This window comes from Crenobacter sp. CS_VA4 (assembly GCF_055597485.1).
The window spans coordinates 187,181-207,822 of the sequence record NZ_JBVMAE010000007.1 but is presented as its reverse complement, the minus strand read 5'-3'; the positions used below and the strand labels follow the sequence as shown (position 1 = coordinate 207,822).

23 protein-coding genes, 2 tRNA genes and 1 pseudogene are annotated in these 20,642 nt (G+C 60.5%); 18 read left to right on the top strand and 8 right to left on the bottom strand.

The genetic code is table 11. The features are described from left to right. Position 1 precedes the first annotated feature (1 nt). The 8 genes and pseudogenes from ACZ2IA_RS09275 (at position 2) to ACZ2IA_RS09240 (ending at position 6,119) form a co-directional block, all read left to right on the top strand. A tRNA-Gly gene (locus ACZ2IA_RS09275) sits at positions 2-77 on the top strand. A 42-nt stretch (positions 78-119) separates the two neighbouring features. Continuing rightward, positions 120-193, top strand: a tRNA-Cys gene (locus ACZ2IA_RS09270). A 392-nt stretch (positions 194-585) separates the two neighbouring features. Next, positions 586-876, top strand: a complete 291-nt coding sequence (locus ACZ2IA_RS09265) for a hypothetical protein (RefSeq protein ID WP_470292286.1) — start codon at positions 586-588, stop codon at positions 874-876. A 187-nt stretch (positions 877-1,063) separates the two neighbouring features. Beyond that, positions 1,064-1,441 (top strand): YMGG-like glycine zipper-containing protein, encoded by a 378-nt coding sequence (locus tag ACZ2IA_RS09260; RefSeq protein ID WP_470292285.1) that lies wholly within the window; start codon positions 1,064-1,066, stop codon positions 1,439-1,441. Between the two features lie 404 nt (positions 1,442-1,845). After that, positions 1,846-3,256 (top strand): annotated as a pseudogene (locus tag ACZ2IA_RS09255) (IS1182 family transposase). A 462-nt stretch (positions 3,257-3,718) separates the two neighbouring features. Then, positions 3,719-4,639 (top strand): LysR family transcriptional regulator, encoded by a 921-nt coding sequence (locus ACZ2IA_RS09250; RefSeq protein WP_470292284.1) that lies wholly within the window; start codon positions 3,719-3,721, stop codon positions 4,637-4,639. A gap of 140 nt (positions 4,640-4,779) precedes the next feature. Continuing rightward, positions 4,780-5,418, top strand: a complete 639-nt coding sequence (locus ACZ2IA_RS09245) for a hydrolase (protein WP_470292283.1) — start codon at positions 4,780-4,782, stop codon at positions 5,416-5,418. A 404-nt stretch (positions 5,419-5,822) separates the two neighbouring features. Then, on the top strand, positions 5,823-6,119 hold the full coding sequence (locus ACZ2IA_RS09240) for a putative quinol monooxygenase (RefSeq protein ID WP_470292282.1): 297 nt from the start codon (positions 5,823-5,825) through the stop codon (positions 6,117-6,119). Positions 6,120-6,489: 370 nt separating this feature from the next. Here the strand turns inward: ACZ2IA_RS09240 and ACZ2IA_RS09235 are convergent, their stop codons facing one another. Continuing rightward, a complete protein-coding gene (locus tag ACZ2IA_RS09235) occupies positions 6,490-7,284 on the bottom strand; it encodes an SDR family NAD(P)-dependent oxidoreductase (protein ID WP_470292281.1) in 795 nt (264 codons plus the stop codon). A gap of 60 nt (positions 7,285-7,344) precedes the next feature. Here ACZ2IA_RS09235 and ACZ2IA_RS09230 point away from each other — a divergent pair, with 60 nt between their 5' ends. The 3 genes from ACZ2IA_RS09230 to ACZ2IA_RS09220 all read left to right on the top strand — a co-directional run bounded on the left by ACZ2IA_RS09230 (position 7,345) and on the right by ACZ2IA_RS09220 (position 9,438). Next, complete coding sequence (locus ACZ2IA_RS09230; protein WP_470292280.1) at positions 7,345-7,719, top strand: hypothetical protein; 375 nt, start codon at positions 7,345-7,347, stop codon at positions 7,717-7,719. A gap of 350 nt (positions 7,720-8,069) precedes the next feature. Beyond that, entirely contained in the window at positions 8,070-8,567 is a 498-nt protein-coding gene (locus ACZ2IA_RS09225) for a VOC family protein (RefSeq protein ID WP_470292279.1), read from the top strand. A gap of 481 nt (positions 8,568-9,048) precedes the next feature. Further along, positions 9,049-9,438: an H-NS histone family protein gene (locus tag ACZ2IA_RS09220; RefSeq protein WP_470292278.1), complete on the top strand. Its 390-nt coding sequence runs from the start codon at positions 9,049-9,051 to the stop codon at positions 9,436-9,438. Between the two features lie 211 nt (positions 9,439-9,649). Here ACZ2IA_RS09220 and ACZ2IA_RS09215 read toward each other — a convergent pair whose 3' ends face one another. Beyond that, on the bottom strand, positions 9,650-9,928 hold the full coding sequence (locus ACZ2IA_RS09215; RefSeq protein ID WP_470292292.1) for an SOS response-associated peptidase family protein: 279 nt from the start codon (positions 9,926-9,928) through the stop codon (positions 9,650-9,652). Positions 9,929-10,344: 416 nt separating this feature from the next. Between ACZ2IA_RS09215 and ACZ2IA_RS09210 the strand changes: the two genes are divergently transcribed. The 4 genes from ACZ2IA_RS09210 to ACZ2IA_RS09195 all read left to right on the top strand — a co-directional run bounded on the left by ACZ2IA_RS09210 (position 10,345) and on the right by ACZ2IA_RS09195 (position 13,533). After that, positions 10,345-11,406: a porin gene (locus ACZ2IA_RS09210; protein WP_470292277.1), complete on the top strand. Its 1,062-nt coding sequence runs from the start codon at positions 10,345-10,347 to the stop codon at positions 11,404-11,406. 341 nt (positions 11,407-11,747) lie between these two features. Further along, the gene (locus ACZ2IA_RS09205) at positions 11,748-12,437 is read left to right on the top strand and encodes an HAD family acid phosphatase (protein ID WP_470292276.1); all 690 of its coding nucleotides are present in this window, start codon (positions 11,748-11,750) and stop codon (positions 12,435-12,437) included. 86 nt (positions 12,438-12,523) lie between these two features. Next, the gene (locus ACZ2IA_RS09200) at positions 12,524-13,294 is read left to right on the top strand and encodes a CDP-diacylglycerol diphosphatase (RefSeq protein WP_470292275.1); all 771 of its coding nucleotides are present in this window, start codon (positions 12,524-12,526) and stop codon (positions 13,292-13,294) included. A gap of 77 nt (positions 13,295-13,371) precedes the next feature. Next, positions 13,372-13,533 carry a hypothetical protein gene (locus ACZ2IA_RS09195; RefSeq protein WP_470292274.1) on the top strand — a complete coding sequence of 54 codons (162 nt, stop codon included), beginning with the start codon at positions 13,372-13,374 and terminating at the stop codon, positions 13,531-13,533. 3 nt (positions 13,534-13,536) lie between these two features. On the opposite strand, the gene ACZ2IA_RS09190 is transcribed toward ACZ2IA_RS09195, so the two are convergent. Then, positions 13,537-13,848, bottom strand: a complete 312-nt coding sequence (locus ACZ2IA_RS09190) for an H-NS histone family protein (protein ID WP_470292273.1) — start codon at positions 13,846-13,848, stop codon at positions 13,537-13,539. Positions 13,849-13,931: 83 nt separating this feature from the next. Here ACZ2IA_RS09190 and ACZ2IA_RS09185 point away from each other — a divergent pair, with 83 nt between their 5' ends. Then, positions 13,932-14,333 (top strand): YkvA family protein, encoded by a 402-nt coding sequence (locus tag ACZ2IA_RS09185; protein WP_470292272.1) that lies wholly within the window; start codon positions 13,932-13,934, stop codon positions 14,331-14,333. Between the two features lie 295 nt (positions 14,334-14,628). Here ACZ2IA_RS09185 and ACZ2IA_RS09180 read toward each other — a convergent pair whose 3' ends face one another. Then, positions 14,629-16,029 (bottom strand): CoA transferase, encoded by a 1,401-nt coding sequence (locus tag ACZ2IA_RS09180; protein WP_470292271.1) that lies wholly within the window; start codon positions 16,027-16,029, stop codon positions 14,629-14,631. 101 nt (positions 16,030-16,130) lie between these two features. On the opposite strand from ACZ2IA_RS09180, the gene ACZ2IA_RS09175 reads away from it, so the two are divergent. Further along, complete coding sequence (locus ACZ2IA_RS09175; protein WP_470292270.1) at positions 16,131-17,315, top strand: citrate synthase family protein; 1,185 nt, start codon at positions 16,131-16,133, stop codon at positions 17,313-17,315. Between the two features lie 13 nt (positions 17,316-17,328). Here ACZ2IA_RS09175 and ACZ2IA_RS09170 read toward each other — a convergent pair whose 3' ends face one another. After that, entirely contained in the window at positions 17,329-18,102 is a 774-nt protein-coding gene (locus ACZ2IA_RS09170) for a helix-turn-helix transcriptional regulator (RefSeq protein ID WP_470292269.1), read from the bottom strand. A 117-nt stretch (positions 18,103-18,219) separates the two neighbouring features. On the opposite strand from ACZ2IA_RS09170, the gene ACZ2IA_RS09165 reads away from it, so the two are divergent. Continuing rightward, complete coding sequence (locus ACZ2IA_RS09165; RefSeq protein WP_470292268.1) at positions 18,220-18,984, top strand: class I SAM-dependent methyltransferase; 765 nt, start codon at positions 18,220-18,222, stop codon at positions 18,982-18,984. Positions 18,985-19,127: 143 nt separating this feature from the next. Here the strand turns inward: ACZ2IA_RS09165 and ACZ2IA_RS09160 are convergent, their stop codons facing one another. From ACZ2IA_RS09160 to ACZ2IA_RS09150, 3 genes are all read right to left on the bottom strand, one after another. Next, positions 19,128-19,631 (bottom strand): glycine zipper family protein, encoded by a 504-nt coding sequence (locus ACZ2IA_RS09160; protein ID WP_470292267.1) that lies wholly within the window; start codon positions 19,629-19,631, stop codon positions 19,128-19,130. Positions 19,632-19,724: 93 nt separating this feature from the next. Further along, positions 19,725-20,024, bottom strand: a complete 300-nt coding sequence (locus ACZ2IA_RS09155) for a hypothetical protein (RefSeq protein ID WP_470292266.1) — start codon at positions 20,022-20,024, stop codon at positions 19,725-19,727. Between the two features lie 125 nt (positions 20,025-20,149). Beyond that, entirely contained in the window at positions 20,150-20,350 is a 201-nt protein-coding gene (locus ACZ2IA_RS09150; protein ID WP_470292265.1) for a hypothetical protein, read from the bottom strand. Positions 20,351-20,642: the final 292 nt, after the last annotated feature.

The following is a 20,642-nucleotide window of genomic DNA, read 5'->3' as shown; positions in this document are numbered from 1 at the left end:
TGCGGGAATAGCTCAGTTGGTAGAGCGCAACCTTGCCAAGGTTGAGGTCGCGAGTTCGAGCCTCGTTTCCCGCTCCAGTTTTACGCAGTTGGCCGAAAGGCGAGCTGACAGCCAGTTATGGCGGGGTGGCAGAGTGGTTATGCAGCGGCCTGCAAAGCCGTGTACGCCGGTTCGATTCCGACCCCCGCCTCCATATAGAACGCCCGTAAATTCAATGATTTACGGGCGTTTTTGCATTTAATTCTCTCTGAATTTTCCTCGCTCTATTCTGACCAATTCCATTGAAATCCGGGCGTAACCACTCGGGAGCAGTGGACGACCACGCGTAGAATCTATTTATTGCCGTCAACGCGAGTTTCAAATGGCCACGAAAAGACAACGCGCCCTAGCAGATCCTGGGAGTTTATCGTCCGGCGCAAAAATCTCCTGCCAAAACAATATCCCTGACGTTTGAGACCGAGACCGAAGGCGACGCCTATGTCTCTCGCCTGGAAGTGTTGCCCGACCGTGGCGTTGTTCCTCCCGAGCTGATCGACGAGCACCCAGAAATCGCCACCATCGGCGATGCGATCCGCGGTTGTTGCCGTGTCACCCACCGACAAGCCCATCCTGGGAACGCTGTTCGACCGGATCGGCAAAACTCTGTTGCGGTCGGTCAATTACCACTGGGCAGAGGACTGGGTGGGAGGGATGCAGCAGGACCTCGGATTGGCCCCTTCCAGTATCCGCCATTACGTCGGAGCGCTCGCGCGGTGCTTCGACTGGCTGGCGCTGTGCGAAGACAGCACCTTCGTAGCCAACCCGCTGCGGCTTCTGCCCAAGCGCTATGCTACTTATATTGACGTCGACGGGCTAGTACTGAAAGCCTCGGCCTAAGGAGGGCGAAGAGGTCATCGTGCCGACTGATACCTTGCGCGATCGGCGATTGAGTCGTGACGACAAAAGTGAGCGACGGTGACCGGCGTAATGACGGACGGGCAACATTTGCTAACACTTGCCCTCAGATGGCAACGGGTATGTAGTTTATGCTGGGGTCGTTAAGCGAACATAAAGACTCAACCCCATGGAGACCCGCTTCCTTTTCCCGGCAATTCTCGCGTTCGGACTGAGTTGCCTGGCTAATGCTGATGACTTCACCCTGTTGGGTGGCGTCCTCGGCAGCGCCGCAGGTGCCGCAATCGGCAGATCTGTTGGCGGGTACGATGGCGCCATTCTGGGCGGAATACTGGGTGGGACTGTTGGTGCGGCAATCAGTAATGACTACGGCTATGGCTATGGCCGCCCACGTGAGGTTCGCTACGAGAACGCTGACTACAACGAGCAGTATTACCCACGAAGCAGCTATTCCCGTCACTACGACAATCGCCGCTACGAACGCCACTGGGACAACCAGCAAGGCCAATGGGGTGACAACGACGATGATGACCGTGAGGATGACTGACTAGAGCCTACACCGTTCAGAATGCACGCCGTTGCCTGATTGATCTCAGGCAGCGGTTTTTTTTCGTCTGTATTCAATTTGATCAGAACAATCTGGGCTGGTCGGGTAGTGGTTCGATCAGCTCGGCGCCCTGGTTGTGCGCGTTGCCCCCGGGCGGGCGCTCATGACCACGCCACGCCTGCCCGCTTAATGGGGCGGAAAATAGGCACCTGCATGATCCGCTCGGAAGTACCTAGGGCAGGGTCACAGGCGGCTGCTAGCACCGCCTCAGACTGCTGCGATTCTATGCACCCAAGTGAATGCAATCTCATATTCAGAGCCGAGAGGGGCCGCTTACGGCCGAGGCGGTGTAAAAACGTTCACTCGCCGTAGACTGTGGCAACGCATGTCGCGAGGCGGGCTCCATGAAGCGATTCATCGAAGGCGCGGACAGAACCCAGGCCACGTTGTTGCCGAGTGCCTGGATGACTATGTTGGGCCAGACAACCCGGTCCGTGTCGTCGAAGCCTTCGTCGACCAGCTCGATTTGCGGCAGATGGGCTTCGAGCGCATCGATCCGCTGGCGACCGGCCGACCGTCGTATCACCCTTCCGTACTGCTCAAGATCTACCTCTACGGCTACTTCAACCGCCTCCAGTCCAGCCGCCGCCTGGAGCGCGAGACCCAACGCAATATCGAGCTGATGTGGTTGCCGGTCGCCTGAGGCCGGACTTCAAGACCATTGCCAACTTCCGCAAGGATAACGGGCAGGCGATCCGCAATGTGTGTCGCCAGTTCATCGTCCTGTGCCGCCAGCTGAACCTGTTCTCGCAGGCCATCGTTGCCATTGATGGCAGCAAGTTCAAGGCCGTCAACAACCGCGACAAGAACTTCACCAGCGCCAAGATGCAGTGCCGCATGGCGCAGATTGAGGAGAGCATTGAGCGCTACTTGACTGCCATGGACACGGCTGACCGCGCCGAGCCGGAAGTGGCCGAACTGAAGAAGGGCCGGCTGCAGGACAAGATCATGCAGCAGCTCAAGGCGCTCGAAACGCAGAGGCACGCCAGCCCCGATCAACAGCTATCCCTGACCGATCCCGATGCGCGCTCCATGAAAAACCGCGATGGCGGCATCGTGGGCTACAACCTGCAGACCGTGGTGGACGTACAGCACCACCTGATCGTCGCGCACGAGATCATCACCGAGGGCGTCGATCGTGACCAGCTGAGTCGGATGGCCGAACAGGCACGTGAAGCCACCGGTGTCGAAGGCCTCACCGTGGTGGCTGACCGCGGTTACTACAAGGGCGAGCAGATTCTGCAATGCGAGCGCGCCGGTATCACCCCGATCGTGCCCAAGGTGATGACCTCCAACAGCTTGGCAGACGGCCGCTTCGATAAGCAGGACTTCATTTACATAGCTGTCGATGATGAATATCGCTGCCCTGCTGGCCAACGTGCTATCCACCGATTTACGACGGTCGAACGCGGAATGACGTTGGATGTGTACTGGAGTGCTGCGTGTCCACGCTGCACGCTCAAGGAGCGTTGTACTACCGGTGAGTACAGGCGGATCAAACGTTGGAAACACGAAGCGGTGCTTGACGCCATGCAAGAGCGGTTGGATCGTTAGCCGGAGATGATGAGGGTAAGGCGACAGACGGTGGAACACCCGTTTGGCACCATCAAGCACTGGATGGGGAGCACCCACTTTCTGACCCGGACGCTCGGGCGCGTGCGCACCGAGATGAGCCTTCACGTTCTGGCCTATAACCTGAAACGCGTGATGCGCATTCTGGGAATCGGCGAAATGATCCAAGCGATGAGGGCGTGAGCCCATGCCGCTCTCGTCCTGGTCGGAAAACTAACCCTCTCGGCCTTATGCGGTACGAAAGCCCTACGGGCGGCATCACGAGCGACTAGGCGGCCGTATCGTCCTGCGTGACCACTCTGCGCAAAATGCGGCATCTACATTCAGCTCTTCTTCTCCCTGTGCGTTTCTACACAGCCTCGGCCAAGAGCGGACTCACAGGTGAGGCTACGACAGTCGGGGCGATTCATAAGGAGCGTCAGATTCGGTCGCGCTCGCCGGTTCCGCGCCCATTGACTCGTACTCGGCCTTGCAGCACGACCTGCGCCGACGTGTGCCGGCAGATCCAGCGCCACACGGTGTCCGGGGTGCAGCCGCTTCATGGACGTGCCCCTCAGAGGCGGCTGGCTAAGCCCCCATATTAAGATGAGAGAGCGACGACGTTAGCTGTGCAAGCGCGAACAGCAAGTTTGCTAATATCGAACAATGCGCTATCGACTCAACGATATTGAAGCCTTCTTGTTGGTGATGGAGACCGGCAGTTTTACGGCGGCCGCCATGCGCCTGGACCTCTCCAAGTCGGTCATCAGCAAGCGGATCAACGACCTGGAACAGGCACTGGGCACCCAGCTGCTGCACCGATCCACGAGGGGGGTGGTCGCGACCGACTCCGGTCAGCTCTTCTATCACAAGGCCCGGGAGTTGGTACTGCAGCTCGACGATGCCGCCGCGTCGACGGTCGAGGCGGAGGGGGATCTGTGCGGGCAGGTTCGCATCGCTGCGCCGATGAGCTTTGGCAGAAAATACCTGGGCCCCATGCTGTTCGAGTTGATGCAGCAGCACCCCAGCCTGGACCTGATCATCGATCTCGATGACCGCATGGTGGATGTGGACGGTGGCGGCTACGATCTGGCGATCCGGATCACTCAGCCACTCAAGGACATGTCTCTCATAGCGCGCAAACTGGCCGTCAGCCGCCGCATAGTCTGCTGCAGCCCGGACTACGCGGCGCGCCATGGCTTACCCAAATCGTTGGACGACCTGGCGGCACATCGCTGCATCGGCTACGCCCATGTTCATTCCGGGCAGCTGTGGCAGTTCGAGCCGGCCGAGCCGGCCGGTCGGGTCCGGCCGACCGTGGTGAAGTCGACGTTGGTGTTCAACAACGGCGAAGTGATGTGCGATGCTGCCATTGCTGGCCTCGGCATCTGTTTGCTGCCGCTGTTCATCGCTGCCGATGCGCTGCGTGACGGGCGCCTCATCGAGGCGATGCCCGACACGCCCATCGCCGACACCATCTACGCGCTTTATCCGAGCCGCCGGTTCCAGAGCCGCAAAGTCCGCGCCGTGCTCGATTACTTGCGTAATCAATTTTCTCGCCCGTTGCCCTGGGAAATCATGCCCTAGCCACATGACGGGCGCTGTTCTGCTTTGCAGAACAGCGTGTTTTACGATCGCCGTCTTCTGCTTCTTGGGTGGGCTCCTACACTGTGTGCAGTGCGTCTCTGCACTTGACTGTCTGCCTACCCAAGACCAAGGAGAATACGATGACCAGTGAAGCTATCCGTGATCCGAAAAGTGATCACCTTCTTACCCCACAAAACGCTGCTTTCGTCATCATCGATTACCAGCCGGTGCAAGTGAACTCGATTGCCTCGATGGACCGGCAACTACTGATCAACAACATCGTGGGAACCGCCAAGGCTGCAGTGGCTTACGGGCTACCCATCGTCCACTCCACGGTCAATGTGAAGTCTGGCCTGAACAAACCACCGATCCCACAACTGCAGAAGGTACTCGGCCATTTACCCACATGCGATCGCACCTCGATCAACTCCTGGGAGGATGTGGAGTTCAAGCAAGCTGTCGAGGCGACAGGGCGCAAGAAACTGATCATGACCGCCCTGTGGACCGAGGCCTGTCTGACCTTCCCGGCGCTGGACGCCCTCAACGAGGGCTATGAGGTGTACGTCGTGGCAGATGCAGTGGGAGGCACCTCCGTAGCCGCCCACGAGGCCGCATTGCGGCGCATTGAGCAGGCCGGTGCCAAGATGATCAGTGTGGCCCAGCTGTTCTGCGAACTGCAATGCGACTGGGCGCGCAGCGATACTGTGCCGGCCTTCATAAATCTGTTCATCGAAACGGGCGGTACGGCCGGCATCCAGTTCTCATACGACAGGACATAAAAGCCACTTGGCTGGTCTTGGATGGGGGCTGACTGGATCGGACCCCCTAACCAGTCCATCAACGAAGCAGTACGGGGATGGTCAGAGGTGGTAAACGCCAGCAAACGTAACCTGCGGAAAAGGTGGTATTCGGGAGTATTGCACGGCCCAGAGCTCGGCTGAATCTATCGAATTTAATGTGCTGCGATACCCATACTTCCGCGATGTCCTTTGTGAGTTTATTTTGGATATCAGGTATTCAAAGCTGGCTGCGTCGTATGGCAACAGTGTTGATAGTGTAGTTCTCTTCAATCGCTTCAGCCTCAAGCTTGACTATCAGGTCCAGGTAAGCAAGATACGAACAGCCTGTTAGCGAGCTGTTCGGCACCGAATACCAGAACTGCCAATCTACAAGGACCGATGCGATGAGCGATTTTTACGTGCTTGCCGTTTTATACGCGAAGCAGGGGCGCGAAGACGAATTGAGGGCAAGCTTGGCTGCTGTGGTTGAACCGTCACGCAAGGATGAAGGCAACTTGCGATATGAGCTATTTGTGCAACAGGATGACCCGCGTCGTTTCGTCTTTGTGGAGCACTGGGCGACTCCGGAAGCACAGCATAAGCATCATAAGGAAAGCGAGCATATCCTTCATTTTCAAGCAGAAGGCATCGATGCAGTGGAAAAAGTCGAGTTGTTCTACAACTTGGACCTCGTTGCCTGACGTGATCGTCGAGGGAGCGTTTCCAGCTGTCCAAAAATCCAGATCGTTTTCAATGAGTCGAGATCGATCTGGAAATGGTGCTGTGTCTCCGTGAACGACCGCTTCGGGTCGATTCTGTTGAAAAACTAATTCATGCCCCTGCATCAGGCTTAACACGACTCATTTCTGTGCAAAATTTCAGCAAACCGATACGATTTTGCTCATTTAGTAGGCAAATTTGCCCAGGTTTTGCATGGCTTGTGGCGTTCTGCAGCAGTGGACCGAGTTTTTCAACAGAATCGGCCGAAAGCGGCCATTGGTGAATACCCGCTTTCGGCCTAAAGCAGGCATTCAAGTAGTTCGATACATGGACTGGTGCTCCGTGACGCTCTTATGCGATGGTACGTACCACGCCACCATCAACACGCAATGCGGCGCCGTTGGTGGCAGATGCTTCGCGTGAGCAGGTGTAGACTACCATATTGGCCACTTCCTCGACGGTCGCCAGCCGGCGCAGCAGCGAGGTCGGGCGATGCATGGCGACGAAGTCCCGTTCCACCTGCTCCTGCGACTGCTCCTGGATCTGCGCCATCGTGGCGAAGAGTTCAACGACACCATCTGAACGGGTCGGCCCCGGCAATACGGCATTAACCGTCACGCCAGAACCCTTGGTCAGTTCGGCCAACCCCCGTGACACCCCCAGCAATGCCGTTTTGCTGACTCCATAGTGGATCATCTCTGCCGGGATGTGCAGAGCCGATTCGCTCGAGATGAATACGATGCGCCCCCAATTTGCCTGCAGCATGAGTGGCAGGTAATGGCGTGACAATCGGATGCCACTCATCACATTGACGTCAAGCATGTATTGCCAGTGCGCGTCAGTGGTTTCAGCAAACGCTCGCGGTTCAAAGAAGCCGGCGTTGTTCACCAGAATATCCACCTTGGGATGGGCGTCGATGATGAGTTGGGCGCCACCGGCGGTCGCCAGATCGGCCGCAATGCTGGCGATGGCTATAGTGGGGAAGGCCTGACTCAACGTCGACTGGGCTTGAGCGAGTCTTTGCAGATTGCGACCGTGCAGGATCACATCCGCACCGCTCGCCGCCAGCCCTCTGGCAATTGCCAGTCCGATGCCCGATGAAGAGCCAGTGACCAGCGCCTTTTTTCCAGCAAGATCAATATGCATGTCATACCTCCCCATATTGAAGCTTAGCGAGGCCTACTCGGTTTGTGGAGACTCGCTTGCGTGCCGGCTCTGGAGCGCCAAATTCAACGACAGTACGTTGACCCGCGGCTCACCGATACGCCGAAGGTCCGGCCGACGGTGTGGGCGGCGATCAGCACCTGCACCCGATCGGGTGGCAGGCCGCGCGCCTTGGCGACCCGCGAAGCCTGCCGGCTGATGTTGGCCGGGCTGATGGCCGGTTCAAGGCCCGAGGCGGAGCTGGCCAGCATGTCGGATGGTAAGAGTTCGCAGACCAACGCCGGCTGGTCCTGCGGCAGCGCCTTGCGGGGGCGTGTGCTGCTCTGGCGGCAAGCACTGTCCGGTACATTTCAAGTAAAGGAAACGCTCGGTAAGGTGGGTATAAAAATTGCGGGACGGCGCGTAAAAATGCTGTAAAGGCTTGGGGGGTAGGGCGAGTGGAAAGGCTGGCTTAGCCGGGGAGGCATTGGCCGGAAACGGCAATCCCTCGCGGTCATCGTGGCGGCGTGGCGTTAGGAGGCCACGAGCTCGGAGCAACGACCTCTGCTGTCTTTTGGTCCGCAACAGACCACGCGTGTCTTGTCAGTTTTCGTCGATTTCTACGCCGGTGTGAATTGCTCTAATGGCGGCGGCGGAACTCAAACGTTAGGCGGCAGGCTGATGACAGCCCCGTTGGTCTAGTCTTGTCGATCTTGGGCTTCTGCAGACGACGAACTGGTAGCCGCGGTCATCCTCAAACGTGATTACACCCGACTAGGAAGGGCACCATGCAAAACATTCAAAAGATCACGCCATGTCTGTGGTTTGATGATCAAGCCGAGGAGGCCGTTGAGTTTTATACTGCTATCTTTAGAAATTCTAATATCGTAAACATTGCTCGGTATGGAGAAGTGGGGCATGAGGTCCACGGCAAACCGGCGGGAACGGTAATGACTGTGGAGTTTGAACTTGATGGGCAGGCGTTTACTGCACTCAACGGCGGCCCGGTGTTCAAATTCAACGAGGCCATCTCGTTCCAAGTCAATTGTGAGACGCAGGAAGAAGTGGACTATTACTGGGAGAAGCTATCTGAGGGCGGGGATGAAAAGGCACAGCAGTGCGGCTGGCTCAAGGACAAGTACGGCGCTTCATGGCAAGTTGTTCCCAGTGCTTTGCTCGAGATGATCAATGACCCCGATTCAGAAAAATCCCAAAGAGCCATGGCGGCAATGCTTAAAATGAAGAAGATCGACATTGATGAATTAAAGCGGGCGTATGCGGGATAGCATTGCGTGCCAGAGAGCCGGCGGCGTTGTCTCGTATGCCGCCCAACAAGGCGCGGCGGTAGGGGGCGGCCAGCCCGCTGTGCGTGCTGGCCGCCCTGAGCCTAGGCGTTAGGCGTCTTTACGCGATCTGAACTCGAGTCCACAGGAGCCGGTCACGATGACGACGACTGGGAGCGGCCAAGCACGCGACGAAGTGCAGCTTGGGCAACCCATTGCCGATTAGTGGCCGGTAGTTGATGCCGGTGACACTATCTTGAAATCCTTGCCGGTGAAGGGTTTCAGCCGGCGATGGCTCCCAGGGGGCGCCAACTGTCAGCTACGACCCGATAATTCGTAACCAATAGTTCCTGATGCTCAAGAGAAGAGAGTAAGCTATCTTCTCTCAATTGGGTCGATGTCATCACCTGTAACGGTACCTAATAGTCGGCTGGTGCCAGCATCAGAAGCCTCGCTTCAACCACTCTTTCACCCTAGGCTATACATGCCCGTTAAATATCCTACCGCTAAAAGCGTCGGACTTGATCTTGCTTCACTGACAGTGTTCCAGCTGGATAGTCTGATTGGCGAAGCGCAAGAAGCCATGAAGGCGCGTCGAGTCAAAGAGCAGAAAAAAGAGCAGAAAAGTGCGGCGCTACAAATCTTGAAGCTCGCGAAGTCGGCGGGTCTGGACCTTGCTTCGTTTTCTAAACAGCCAGAAGCTATTCGTACTGATACAAAGGCTGAGAGGCCAAAGCAGATGCTCCCAAGCAAGTATAGAAACCCGGTGAATGCTCAAGATACCTGGTCAGGCCACGGTCGTAAACCAGAGTGGGTATCCACATACCTCGACAATGGCGGCCGGCTGGAAAACACGCTCATCACCAAAAGCTAGCCTGTTAAGTTTCCCTTTTTTGCATTGCTAGCCACTGTTTTTGTGGAGTGGTTGTTAGTGTGGTTTTTCTGTAATCTATTGATAAATATCGTTATGTAGTGCATTGCAAAGCCGTGCAGGCCGGTTCGATTCCGAACCTCGCCTCCATAAAAAAGCCCGTAGATCTAATCAGATTTACGGGCTTTTTTATTGGAATTGGCACCTAAAATACTCATATTTTATCCCTTCTAAATCCGCCTATTCCCGTCCTAATCCACCCGAAAAAATGGCCGGCCACTCGAATGCTCTTTGCGAGGCCGTCGCCGCTGCTGATGTACCAGGGTTGTTTGCGTCCGTGGGCGATGTCCTGCTGTTCGTAGAGTCCGCTGGCCGGGATGAGGCAGCGTCGGCTCTTGAGAGCAGCTCGGAATGCGGGCTTAACAGCAACCATTTCGGCACGGGTGTTAAATGTGAACTTGGCGATGGAACGGTCATTGGCCCAGCTGGGAATCAGCCCCCGGTGCGCCTCGATCGCTTCGTACCCTTATAGGAACCGAGGTGTCCACGATAACCGGGGGAGTTCGGCTTGGGATGTCTACAATACCCGGGATAACCCAAGTTCGGCTTATTGGATAAAGGATTTTGCATACAGATGAATGCGGTGTGTTTAATTTGTTTGCAATGTTATTTATTATCTCTGTAACGTTATTCATTATCTTCATGCAATACAATCGCACCCGTCACCATTGTGACTGCTATCAATTCGGAGAGGGCGCGTCGGTTTTTTGACGGCGCTCAGGCTAATTTGCAAACCCTTTCCACGTGCTTGCCGCTTTGTAAGTTTAGTTAAACAAAACCCGGCCGGATTAATTTGAAGGCATTGCTGCGTTACATCAAAAAGAAGCTTGCCTATCCACAGAGGGAACAATGAAAAAGCTGAAACTCGTTGCTGCACTGCTTGCTGCTGCTCCGCTTCTGTCGCACGCCGACGTTACCGTCTACGGCTCGATCCGTGGCGGTGTGAACGTTTACAATACCGCCAAAACCAATCAAACGATTACCGGGGTTGATGATTACTCCAGCCGTATCGGCTTCAAGGGTAATGAAGACCTGGGCAATGGTCTGAAGGCCATCTGGCAGGTTGAGAGCGGCTTTGCCCTGGATGGCACCGGCAAGGCTACCGGCACTTCGTCCGGCACCTTCGCCAACCGTATGTCTTTCGTTGGCCTGGAAGGTGGCTTCGGTAAGATCCGTCTCGGTTACCTGACCGACGTGACTTCCGAGACCGAAGCTTCCGATATCTGGTATGACTCCCGCCAAGTTAACTTGGCGTTCCCTGTCTATGACAATGGTGTCGACCTGATCGGCAACTTCGGTGATACCCGCACCAAGAACTCGATCCGTTACGACACCCCGAACCTGGCCGGCTTCAGCGGCATCCTGCAGTACGGCGCGGATGAAACCGCGGTAGCCGGCAAGCCGAAGGCGACCCAGCTGGGTGCGCGTCTGGCCTACACTAACGCTGGCTTCTTTGGTGCCTATGCTTACCAGGCTATCCAGAATCAGGGTGCCAACAACGACAAGACGGCTTCGATCAACCGGATTGAAGGTGGCTACGACGCCAACAATCTGTACCTGGCTGCGACCTACAACTGGCTCAAGGGCTTCGGTGATGGCACTTCATTTGGCATTAACGACACCAATGCTGAACTGAAGAGCCAGAGCTGGGCGGTGACTGGCTCCTACCAAATCGGTGCGTTCAAGCCGAAGCTGACCTACTCGCAGTACAAGAATCCGAAGGTTGACGGTGCAACCCAAGACTGGGGTATCAAGCAGGTGGCCGTCGGCCTCGACTACTCGCTGTCCAAGCGCACCCTGCTTGGTGTGCAGTACGCCCAGATGAAGTTTAATCAGGGCTACCAGCTTGCGACCAAGAGTGTGGGCGACAAGTCGTATGTCTTTGGTACCTACCTGAAGCACAACTTCTAAATCGCTTTCATCGCGAGACTTCCAATCATTCAGTCATTGAGCCGCGGGGAAACCTGCGGCTTTTTTTCGGAGTGATTGAGTAAATCGCCGGCTCCTAGAAAATCTAAGGTGATTCAAGCCTCTGTAACACGAGTCTGCACAAAATTATCTAAAACTGCAGTTCGTACCAAATCGATGAAGTTGTAGTCAAATTGTTTGCCTTGGCGCGACGGAATATCAGTAAGGGGTGGACGATGCCAGTTCATAAATGGAAAGTAGCGCTGAATCGCTTCACGATTCAGTTCGAAGAGTGGATGTTACCGACTTGACCGATTCAAGCAGTTAACGAAGGAGAAGCCGCGATGATATCGCGCAGATCAGTGTTATTTGGCTTGGCAACGACAGCCGGCTTGGCTTTCTACAAAAATGCCTGGGCCGAAGTGCTCCCCAATCTGGGGGAAGAAAAGGCCGCCCTGCTGAAGTACGAGCATTCCGGGCAATACAGGCGTGATATTGCCGCTGTCGCCGCTGAAGCTCAGGCCTATCTGGCCACACACCCGCTTAATGTGCCCAAGCCCGCATTGGTGCTGGATGTTGATGAAACGTCGCTATCGAACTGGCGGGAAATTCGCATCAATGACTTCGGCTATATCCCGTTTGGCGGCTGCGATCTGGATCACGGTCCGTGTGGCGCCAATGCATGGGAAGGCATGGGACAGGCGGAGGCGATAGCTCCGGTGCTCGACCTGTTCCGCACCGCGCGTTCACGCAATATCTCGGTATTCTTTATTACCGGCCGCAGGGAAAGCAACCGCGCCCCGACCGAAGCCAATCTACACCGGGTCGGCTTCGATGGCTTTGTTGCGGTTGCCCACAAACCCAACGATCTGCACGTTAAATCCGCCACCGATTTCAAAGCCCCTGAGCGCGCCAAAATTGTGGCTGCGGGTTATTCCATCCTGGCGAACGTAGGCGATCAGCCTAGCGATCTAGCCGGTGGTTACGCCGATCGAACCTTCCTGATACCCAACCCCTTCTACCGGATCCCTTGAATTGCCCCGCTCGTCGAGCCGACTGGTGGGGCGATGCTGGCCTGAATTGGTCGTGGCTGTTTTTTTAACGATTAAAGGTTTCGAACATGCTTGGATTTTCTGTAAAACAAAAACTGCTGCTGGCAGGTGTTTGCCTATTCTCTTCGCTTTCCGCGCTGGCGGATCCCAATGCGTTGTGGCGCATTGTGCATGACCAGTGCGTTCCCAACCTGAAGCAGACTGGCGCACCTGCTCCTTGCGCCAAGGTCGACATTAGTCAAAGCGAGGAAAGTGGCTTCTCTGTGAAGAAAGATCTTAAAGGGGTATTGCAATACTTGTTGATCCCTACCGGCAGGGTCACCGGTATCGAAAGCCCGGAGCTGCTGGCAGCCGGCGCGCCGGATTACTGGGGCGAGGCTTGGGAGTCACGCAGTTTCATGAGCCAAAAGCGTGGCAGTGAGGTGCCGCGCGAGGCGGTGTCCCTAGCGATCAACTCGAGCAAGGGACGCAGCCAAAACCAGCTGCACATTCATATCTCCTGCGTTCGGGCCGATGTACGGGATCTGCTGGCCTCAAAACAGGCCCAAATCGGTATCGACTGGGCTCAGCTGCCGGGAGGCCTAGGCGGGCATCCTTATCAGGTGCGTCGCGTGATGGGTAGCGAGCTGGCCGGGGTGGAGCCGTTCAAGAACGTAGCCGAGGCCCTGCCAGGCGCGCGTGAGAACATGGGCGACGTTACCGTGGCAGTGGTCGGTACCCGTTTTGCTGACGGAAAGGACGGGTTCTACCTGCTGGCCGGCAAGGCTGATCTTGCCGTGGGTAATGAAGGCTCGTCAGAAGACGATGTGCAGGATCACGGCTGTCATGTACTGAACTGAGTTAGCGGCAGTCGGCAGAACCACGCCATCGAGAGCCGGCCCCGGAAACCGGAGCCGGCTGGCGCTCCAGTTGGCGCATGGTGTTCGATGTGCTGTTGCTGGTCCTCGAGGCGGATGCGGCGCTCGCGCTTGGTGATGAGCCCTTGGCGGCGATTGGCGCTGCGGCCGCAAAAAAAGCCTCCCGGTCGGGAGGCTTTTTAGTCTGTGCGTCGGTGACGCGCCGGTTTGAAATCGAGTAGAACTTAGATGGTGAGGTCTTCGATTTTGAAGCCGGCGTCGATGTAGTGCTGCACCCAAGCCGGTTTGCGACCGCGACCGGTCCAGGTTTGGCTGGTGTCGTCAGGGTTGCGGTATTTGGCTTCCACCGGTTTGCGGGTGCTGCTGCCATGGGTCTTGCTGAGGACTTCTTCGACGGTCAGACCGTAGGTTTTGACCAGCTCCAGGATCTGACGCTTGGCGCTGGCCTTTTCTTCGGCCTGGCGGGCGTTGATTTCGCGCTCCAGTTGGGTTTTCAGATCGAGCAGCTGGGTGTAATCGAGAGTGCTGAGGTCCATTTGTTTTTCCTGTTCAGTTTGCCGTGAATTTAGCCAGTCTTTTCGGTGTGGTCAATGATTGGAAAACATTTTAACAATTCGGAATGGGAAAAATGGCGCTTTTCCGGAAACTGGGTGGCTGGGCCGGCCTGATTCGGCTCGACGTCGTGACGCTGGTTTTTGCATTCCGCCACCCTGCCACGCCGTGGTACGTGCGCGGGCTGTGTCTGTTTGGGGCGGCGTATGTGCTGAGCCCGATCGACCTGATTCCCGATTTTGTGCCGCTGTTGGGCGTGCTCGACGATACGCTGGTCGCGGCGGGGATTATCTGGCTGGCGCTGCGGCTATTGCCGTTGCCGGCCAAAACGGAAAGCCGGGCCCGGGCCACCGCGTGGCTGGTGCGGCGGAAAACTTGGCTGAAGCATGGCGTGCTGTTGGCCCTGCTATTCGTGCTGGTATTCGGCGGGGGATTGCTGTATCTGCTGTGGCGACTATTCGCGTCCTGAACCGGCTAGCGACCAGCTCGCAATGGCGGGTTATCGGGGCCACCTTGGAATGCCGTTCAAATGGAGCGATCTGGAAATTCGTGAAACGGCGTGACTCGTCGCACTGGCGCAGACAATGCCTGGTGCACGGCAAAGCTGGCCAAGAACGCCGAGGGATTTCTATTAACGGCTCTTAGCCGGGTTGCGGCGGCAATGGTTCGGTCAACGTTGGCCGAACCATTGCCCTGTTTGGAGCGTTGGTTTTTGGTCGAGCCATTCATTTCCCGCGACGGTGTGCTCGGCTACGCAGGACGGCTCAGCGCGCCAGCCACTCTGCCCGGTGGTGGCCGAGCGGCACCGACGGCAGCCCCCACCCGGCCGGTGTCGCCGACAGCCGGGCCGCGTGGCGCACGCCGCGCAGTTGGCCGAAGCTTGACGGACTGTCTTCCAGCAGCTCCTGCACCGCGGCGAGATCCGGGTCGACGGCAGCGAAGCCGTGGTCGACCCGGCCGAGCCGGCGCAGCCACAGCCCGGTCTGCGCCAGCGACACGCGCACCAGCCAGCTGCCGCCCTCGGTCGCACGGCGGTGCAGCGCGGCGATCGCGCCGAGCGCGATCAGGTAGCCGGCGGCGTGGTCGAGCGCCTGCGCCGGCAAGGGCCGCGGTTCGCGGCGACCGGCCGCCAAGGCTTCGGCGTGGTTGAAGCCGCTGGCGGTCTGCACCAGCGAGTCGAAGCCGCGCCGGCCGGCCCACGGCCCGACGTGACCGTAGGCCGACAGCGATACGTAGACCAGGCCGGGACGCTGTTCGGCCAACGTTTCGGGGGCGAAGCCGAGCGCGGCCAGGCCGCCGGGGCGATAACCCTGCACGAACACGTCGGCGCCGTCGACCAGCCTGGCGAGCGTGGCGTGGTCGGCGGCGTCGGTGAGGTCCAACTGGCAGGAGCGCTTGCCGCGGCCGGTGTCGATCACCAGCGGCGCGATCGCCGGCAGGTTCGGCGAGGTGACCAGCAGCACGTCGGCGCCGTGCGCAGCCAGGGTGCGGCCGCCGACCGGCCCGGCGATGATCCGGGTCAGGTCGAGCACCCGCACGCCGGCCAGCGGCCGCGTCGCCGGCGGCAACGGTTCGGGCGGCGCGTCGCCGATCTTCTCCAGCGTCAGTACCGGCAGGGCGGCCAACGCCCGGCCCTGCGGGTGCGCGTCCCATTCGTCGAAGCTGCGCAGCATCGCCACCACCAGGCCGCGTTCGGCGGCGGCGTCCTCGAAGTCCTGTGCGTTCCAGCCTTGCAAGGCGGCGGCGACGCTGCCGCGATCGTGCGCGCAGTCGAGCAGCGCCAGCACGCCGTCGCGGTGGTGCGGGAAGTTGGTGTGCAGCCGCACCCAGCGGCCGTCGCCGCAGCGGTAGGCGCCGGCGATCGCGTCCCACAGCTCCGGCGCCGGCGCGCCGTCGACGCGCAGGTAGCGCTCGCTGCGGAATTCGGCGGCGGCGTGGCGCATGTCGACCGCCACGTCCTGGCGGTGGCCGCCGCGTTGTCGCCATAGCTCGGCCGCGGCCAGCCCGGCGGCGGCGATGCTGGCCTGCGCGGCGGTGCCGACCGCAAACGAGGACGGCAGCACCGGCTCGCAGCCGCTCAAGCGGGCGTGGGCGAGCGCGGTAGGGTCCAGGCCGACGGCCTGCCACAGTTCGGCCAAGGCCTGGGTGGGGGAGGTGAGGTTCATCGAGGGCTCCTTGCGATGGGACAAACCCATTACAGGTCGGGGCGAATAAATCGTCAATCTTGATTAATATAATCAAGTTATTGCCTGTCGGAGCCCGTGCCATGTCCCCGTACCTCACCGCCGCCGAAGCCGCCGAACGGCTCGGCGTGTCGCGCCAGACCCTGTACGCCTACGTCAGCCGCGGCCTGTTGCGCGCCCACGACGCCGACGACCCGCGCGAGCGCCGTTACCGCCGCGACGAGGTGGAGCGGCTGGCCGGCCAGCGTGCGCGTGGTCGCAAGCCGAAGGAGGTCGCCAAGGCGGCGCTCGACTGGGGCACGCCGGTGCTGGAGTCGGCGATCACGCTGATCCAGGGCGGCAGGCTCTACTACCGTGGCGAGGACGCCTCAAGGTTGGCCGAAACCGCTAGCGTCGAAGAAGTGGCGGCGCGGCTGTGGCAGTGTGCGGAGGCCGACGCGTTCGGCGCGGCGGTGACGCCGTTGCCGGCGACCTATCAGGCACTGGCGCCAAGCTACGCCGGGCAGGGGCCGCAGAGCGCGCTGCTGCCGCTGTTCGCGGTGGCGAGCGGCGACGACGCGACGGCGGTGTGGCAGCAGGATCCGGTGCGGCTGGCGGCCGGTTGCGGCGAACTGCTGCGGGTGCTGCTCGCCAGTCTGCTCGGCACGCCGGTCGGCGCCGCGCCGCTGCACCTGCAGTGCGCGGCGGCGTGGCGGCTCGACGACGCCGGGGCGGAACTGGTGCGGATGGCACTGATCCTGTGCGCCGATCACGAGCTGAATGCGTCGGGCTTCACCGCGCGCTGCGTCGCCTCGACCGGTGCCAGCCTGCGCGCGGTGTTGATCGGCGGCCTCGCGGCGCTGTCCGGCGGCCGGCACGGCGGCATGACCGCGCGGATCGAGGCGTTCTGGGACGAGCTCGGTGACCTGGCCGAGCCGCTGCCGGCGTTGAGACGGCGGCTGGAGCGCGGCGAGAGGCTGCCCGGCTTCGGCCATCCGCTCTATCCGGACGGCGACGTGCGCGCGGCGCAGCTGCTGGCTCCAATCCTGCCGCAGCGGCCGCGCTGGCAGGCGCTGGTCGACGCGGTCGAGCAATTGACGGGCCTGCGCCCGTCTATCGACTTTGCGCTGGTCGCGCTGCGCCGCCATCTCGGTCTCGCCGAAGGGACGGCGTTCGGGCTGTTCGCCTGCGGCCGCGCGATCGGCTGGATCGCGCACGCGCTGGAGCAGCGCGCCGACGGGCATTTGATCCGGCCGCGCGCCGCCTATGTCGGCCCCCTGCCGCGGTAGCGGTGAGGTCGATTCAGGACTCGGTGACGGGCAGCAGCATGACCAGCTTCAGGTCGCGGCGGGTGGCAGGGTAGAAGGTGGCCTGCTCGTACGCCAGCCGGCCGCGCTGCGGGTGGTGGAACAGCCGCAAGCCGCCTTCGCGCTCGGTGACGTCGTAGTCCTGCCAGAACGCGGCGAAGTCGGCGCTGGCGGCGGCGAGCTGCGCGATCAGCGCCTCAATCGCCGCATCGTCGACACGGCGGCCGCAGTCGGCGCGAAATTCGGCCACCAGTCGGCGCGCCCGGTACGGCCAGTCGTCGATCAGCGTGCGCGCCGCCGGCGACAGGAAGGTGAACGCCAGCAGGTTGGGCGTGGCGTCGTCGCGGTCCAGCCAGCCGGCGAACAGGGCGGTGGCGGCCTCGTTCCAGGCCAGCGCGTTCCAGTGGCGGTCGAGCACGTAGGCCGGCGCGGCGATCTGCGCGACGCTGCCGAGCACCGCGTCGGCGGCGTTGTGGCGTTCCGGCTCGCTGGCCGGGTCGAGCTTGCCGGCCAAGGTGAACAGGTAGTGGCGCTCGGCGGCGGTCAGCTGCAACGCTTCGGCCAACCTGACCAGCGTATCGGGCGACGGCGACACCGGCCGGCCCTGTTCCAGCCAGGTGATCCAGGTCGGGCTGACCGCGCACAGCTGCGCCAGCTCCTCGCGGCGCAGCCCCGGGGTACGGCGCCGGCCGATCGCACGCACGCCGGCATCTTCGGGGCGCAGCCGTTCGCGGTGCTTGCGGATGAATTCGCCGAGATTGTTGGACATGGTGGTTTCGTTGACGGGTAGTGTCAGATACTAGGATAGGATGCGCTCTTGTTCCAGTATTTTGCCGCTCCTATGCTGGGTTCATCGTTACGGTTCATCCCACCGAAGGAGCCCATCATGGATCAGCAGAACCTGGTGCAGCAGCAGTTTGGCAACACCGCCCGCAACTACCTCAGCAGCAGCGTGCACGCGCAGGGCGCCGATCTGGCGCGCCTGACGGCGTTGGCCGAACGGCTGGCGCCGGCCCGGGCACTCGATCTGGGCTGTGGTGCCGGGCACGCCAGCTTTGCCTTGGCGGCCGGCGGTGCCGGTGAAGTGGTGGCGTACGACCTGTCGGCCGAGATGCTGGCCGTGGTCGCCGATGCGGCGCAACAGCGCGGCCACGGCCGGATCGTCACCCAACAGGGGCCGGTCGAGTCGCTGCCGTTCGCCGACGGCGCTTTCGAGTTGGTGGTGACGCGCTTCTCGGCGCACCACTGGCTCGACATGGGGAGGGCGTTGAATGAGGCGGCGCGGGTGCTGGCGCCGGGCGGCACGCTGGTGGTGATCGACGTGGTCGCGCCGGAGACGCCGCTCTACGACACGGTGCTGCAGACGATCGAGCTGTTGCGCGACGCCTCGCATGTGCGCAATTACCGGGTGTCGGAATGGCGCGCGATGCTGGAAGGCGTCGGCCTGGACGTGATTAGTAGCGATAGCTGGAAGTTGCCGTTGCCGTTCGACAGCTGGGTGGCACGGATCGGCACGCCGCCCGGCCGGGTGGCGGCGCTGCGCGAGACCTTCGCCGCCTTGTCGCGCGAGGTGCGCGGCTACTTCGCCGTCGCGGCCGATGACTCGTTCAGCAGCGACACCGCCTGGGTCGAGGCGCGCCGCCTGTGCTGATCACTCCGCGCAAGTAATAGATGACCCAAGCCCCGAGCGATCGGGGCTTGGCCTATTGCGGAGTAGAGCCCAGCGGACTTCGCCACCGGCCCGCTCCGCCGCACGGCGGCAAGAGCGGGCAGCCCGCCGGGCCTAAACCATTATTAGTGGTATGGCGGCGAATAGCCCGGACGCGGCGGATAGCCGCCGTAGGCCGGTTCGTTGCGGTTGGTCATGCCGCCGTACACCGGCACCTTTTCCCCCTTGGCGTACATGCACTGCACGTAGCCGTTGTCGTAGCGTTGCTGCGTTATGTCGTTAGCGGCCTGGGCGCTGCCGGTGCCGGCGGCGCTGCCCAACAGCAGGCCCGCCCCGGCGCCGACCGCTGCGCCCCGGTGGTTGCCGCCGAGCAAGGCGCCTGCGGCCGCACCCACCGCGGTGCCGACCGCGGCACTGGCGAGGCCGCTGTTCACGGCGTTCTGGTTGGCCGTAGGGCCGCCGCCCTGGTACAGCGCGAACTGGCGGCACTCCGCATCGTCCTGGCGGAACTGGTCGAAGCTCTTGTTGTAGCCGGGCAGCGCCATCACGCTCGGGCCGCTCGGCACGGTGGTGCACGCGGCCAGCAGCGGCAGGCTCAGCAGCGCGCTCAGCAGTAGTTTGCGGTTCATCGTAGTGCCTCACTCATTGCGATCCTGCGGGGGCTGGCCGGGCAGGTCTTCATCACCTACGGGTAAATCGCCCTTTGGGCCGTTTCGGCCGCCTCAGTCATCGTCGTAGTCGTGACCGTATGGCCGTTGCACGTACACCGGTGGTTGCTCGACCACTACCGCTGGCGGCGGGTAGTAGGCCGGCGGGTAGTAGTAGTGTCGGTAATACGGCCGGTAGTACGGGCGGTAGTACGGATGGTAATAGGGGCCGTCATAAGGGTCGTAATAGTAGGGGCTATAACCCCAGACCGGACCGACCCCGATCCCGATAAAGACGTGGGCGCGCGCGTCGGCCTGTTCGGCCATCGGGCCGAGCAGCGCGACACCGAGCAATAGATAGGTGAGCCATTTCATGCTGGTCTCCTTTGCCCGTGGCCGTTCAGGTCAGTGGGCGTCCAATCCCGCTTACCGGCTGGTCGACAGGATGATTTCCTGATCCGACCATAGTGCAGTCGGCTGCAGCCGACCGGAGCGCGGTGTCAGCGGCGGCGGGGCCGCCTTGCCGGTTGGGCCGGGCCGAGTCGCCTGACGCGCTCGAGCCGCGTCAACGACGCCAGTGCGTCGGTCGGCGCGTGATGCACCCCGGTGTCGGCGCGGCACAGCGGTACGGCAAACGGGACGGTGGCGGCGCCCAGCACGCTGGCGACCAGTCGACTAAGCTGGAAAAACTGTGCGTACACGGCGCGCTCCGTTTGCGATCGGGGCTGATACTTGTTTTATCCGATAGCGCTGTTAAGCAAGTGTGTGATTGCCCGGCCAATATGTTTTCAATTGTTAACGCGACGTCGGGCCTGATGGGGATCGGCAGCGGTTCGCCAGCGCTGCGCTAGGTTGAGGCGGAAAGTGTTAGGTAGCTAGTAGTAACGCCAGTTAGTGGCTGGTGTCTTTTCATGAAATATCTTAAAATAGAGATTTTTATCTGCCCACGTCATAACGCCTAGACAGGGTCTCTTGCGGCTATCTATACAACCG

Excerpts from the sequence above, each read along its gene's own strand:
- ACZ2IA_RS09260 (WP_470292285.1), top strand. The coding sequence starts at position 1,064 with ATGGAGACCCGCTTCCTTTTCCCGGCAATTCTCGCGTTCGGACTGAGT.
- ACZ2IA_RS09250 (WP_470292284.1), top strand. The coding sequence starts at position 3,719 with ATGCGCTATCGACTCAACGATATTGAAGCCTTCTTGTTGGTGATGGAG.
- ACZ2IA_RS09245 (WP_470292283.1), top strand. The coding sequence starts at position 4,780 with ATGACCAGTGAAGCTATCCGTGATCCGAAAAGTGATCACCTTCTTACC.
- ACZ2IA_RS09240 (WP_470292282.1), top strand. The coding sequence starts at position 5,823 with ATGAGCGATTTTTACGTGCTTGCCGTTTTATACGCGAAGCAGGGGCGC.
- ACZ2IA_RS09235 (WP_470292281.1), bottom strand. The coding sequence starts at position 7,284 with ATGCATATTGATCTTGCTGGAAAAAAGGCGCTGGTCACTGGCTCTTCA.
- ACZ2IA_RS09225 (WP_470292279.1), top strand. The coding sequence starts at position 8,070 with ATGCAAAACATTCAAAAGATCACGCCATGTCTGTGGTTTGATGATCAA.
- ACZ2IA_RS09220 (WP_470292278.1), top strand. The coding sequence starts at position 9,049 with ATGCCCGTTAAATATCCTACCGCTAAAAGCGTCGGACTTGATCTTGCT.
- ACZ2IA_RS09210 (WP_470292277.1), top strand. The coding sequence starts at position 10,345 with ATGAAAAAGCTGAAACTCGTTGCTGCACTGCTTGCTGCTGCTCCGCTT.
- ACZ2IA_RS09205 (WP_470292276.1), top strand. The coding sequence starts at position 11,748 with ATGATATCGCGCAGATCAGTGTTATTTGGCTTGGCAACGACAGCCGGC.
- ACZ2IA_RS09200 (WP_470292275.1), top strand. The coding sequence starts at position 12,524 with ATGCTTGGATTTTCTGTAAAACAAAAACTGCTGCTGGCAGGTGTTTGC.
- ACZ2IA_RS09195 (WP_470292274.1), top strand. The coding sequence starts at position 13,372 with ATGGTGTTCGATGTGCTGTTGCTGGTCCTCGAGGCGGATGCGGCGCTC.
- ACZ2IA_RS09190 (WP_470292273.1), bottom strand. The coding sequence starts at position 13,848 with ATGGACCTCAGCACTCTCGATTACACCCAGCTGCTCGATCTGAAAACC.
- ACZ2IA_RS09185 (WP_470292272.1), top strand. The coding sequence starts at position 13,932 with ATGGGAAAAATGGCGCTTTTCCGGAAACTGGGTGGCTGGGCCGGCCTG.
- ACZ2IA_RS09180 (WP_470292271.1), bottom strand. The coding sequence starts at position 16,029 with ATGAACCTCACCTCCCCCACCCAGGCCTTGGCCGAACTGTGGCAGGCC.
- ACZ2IA_RS09175 (WP_470292270.1), top strand. The coding sequence starts at position 16,131 with ATGTCCCCGTACCTCACCGCCGCCGAAGCCGCCGAACGGCTCGGCGTG.
- ACZ2IA_RS09170 (WP_470292269.1), bottom strand. The coding sequence starts at position 18,102 with ATGTCCAACAATCTCGGCGAATTCATCCGCAAGCACCGCGAACGGCTG.
- ACZ2IA_RS09165 (WP_470292268.1), top strand. The coding sequence starts at position 18,220 with ATGGATCAGCAGAACCTGGTGCAGCAGCAGTTTGGCAACACCGCCCGC.
- ACZ2IA_RS09160 (WP_470292267.1), bottom strand. The coding sequence starts at position 19,631 with ATGAACCGCAAACTACTGCTGAGCGCGCTGCTGAGCCTGCCGCTGCTG.
- ACZ2IA_RS09155 (WP_470292266.1), bottom strand. The coding sequence starts at position 20,024 with ATGAAATGGCTCACCTATCTATTGCTCGGTGTCGCGCTGCTCGGCCCG.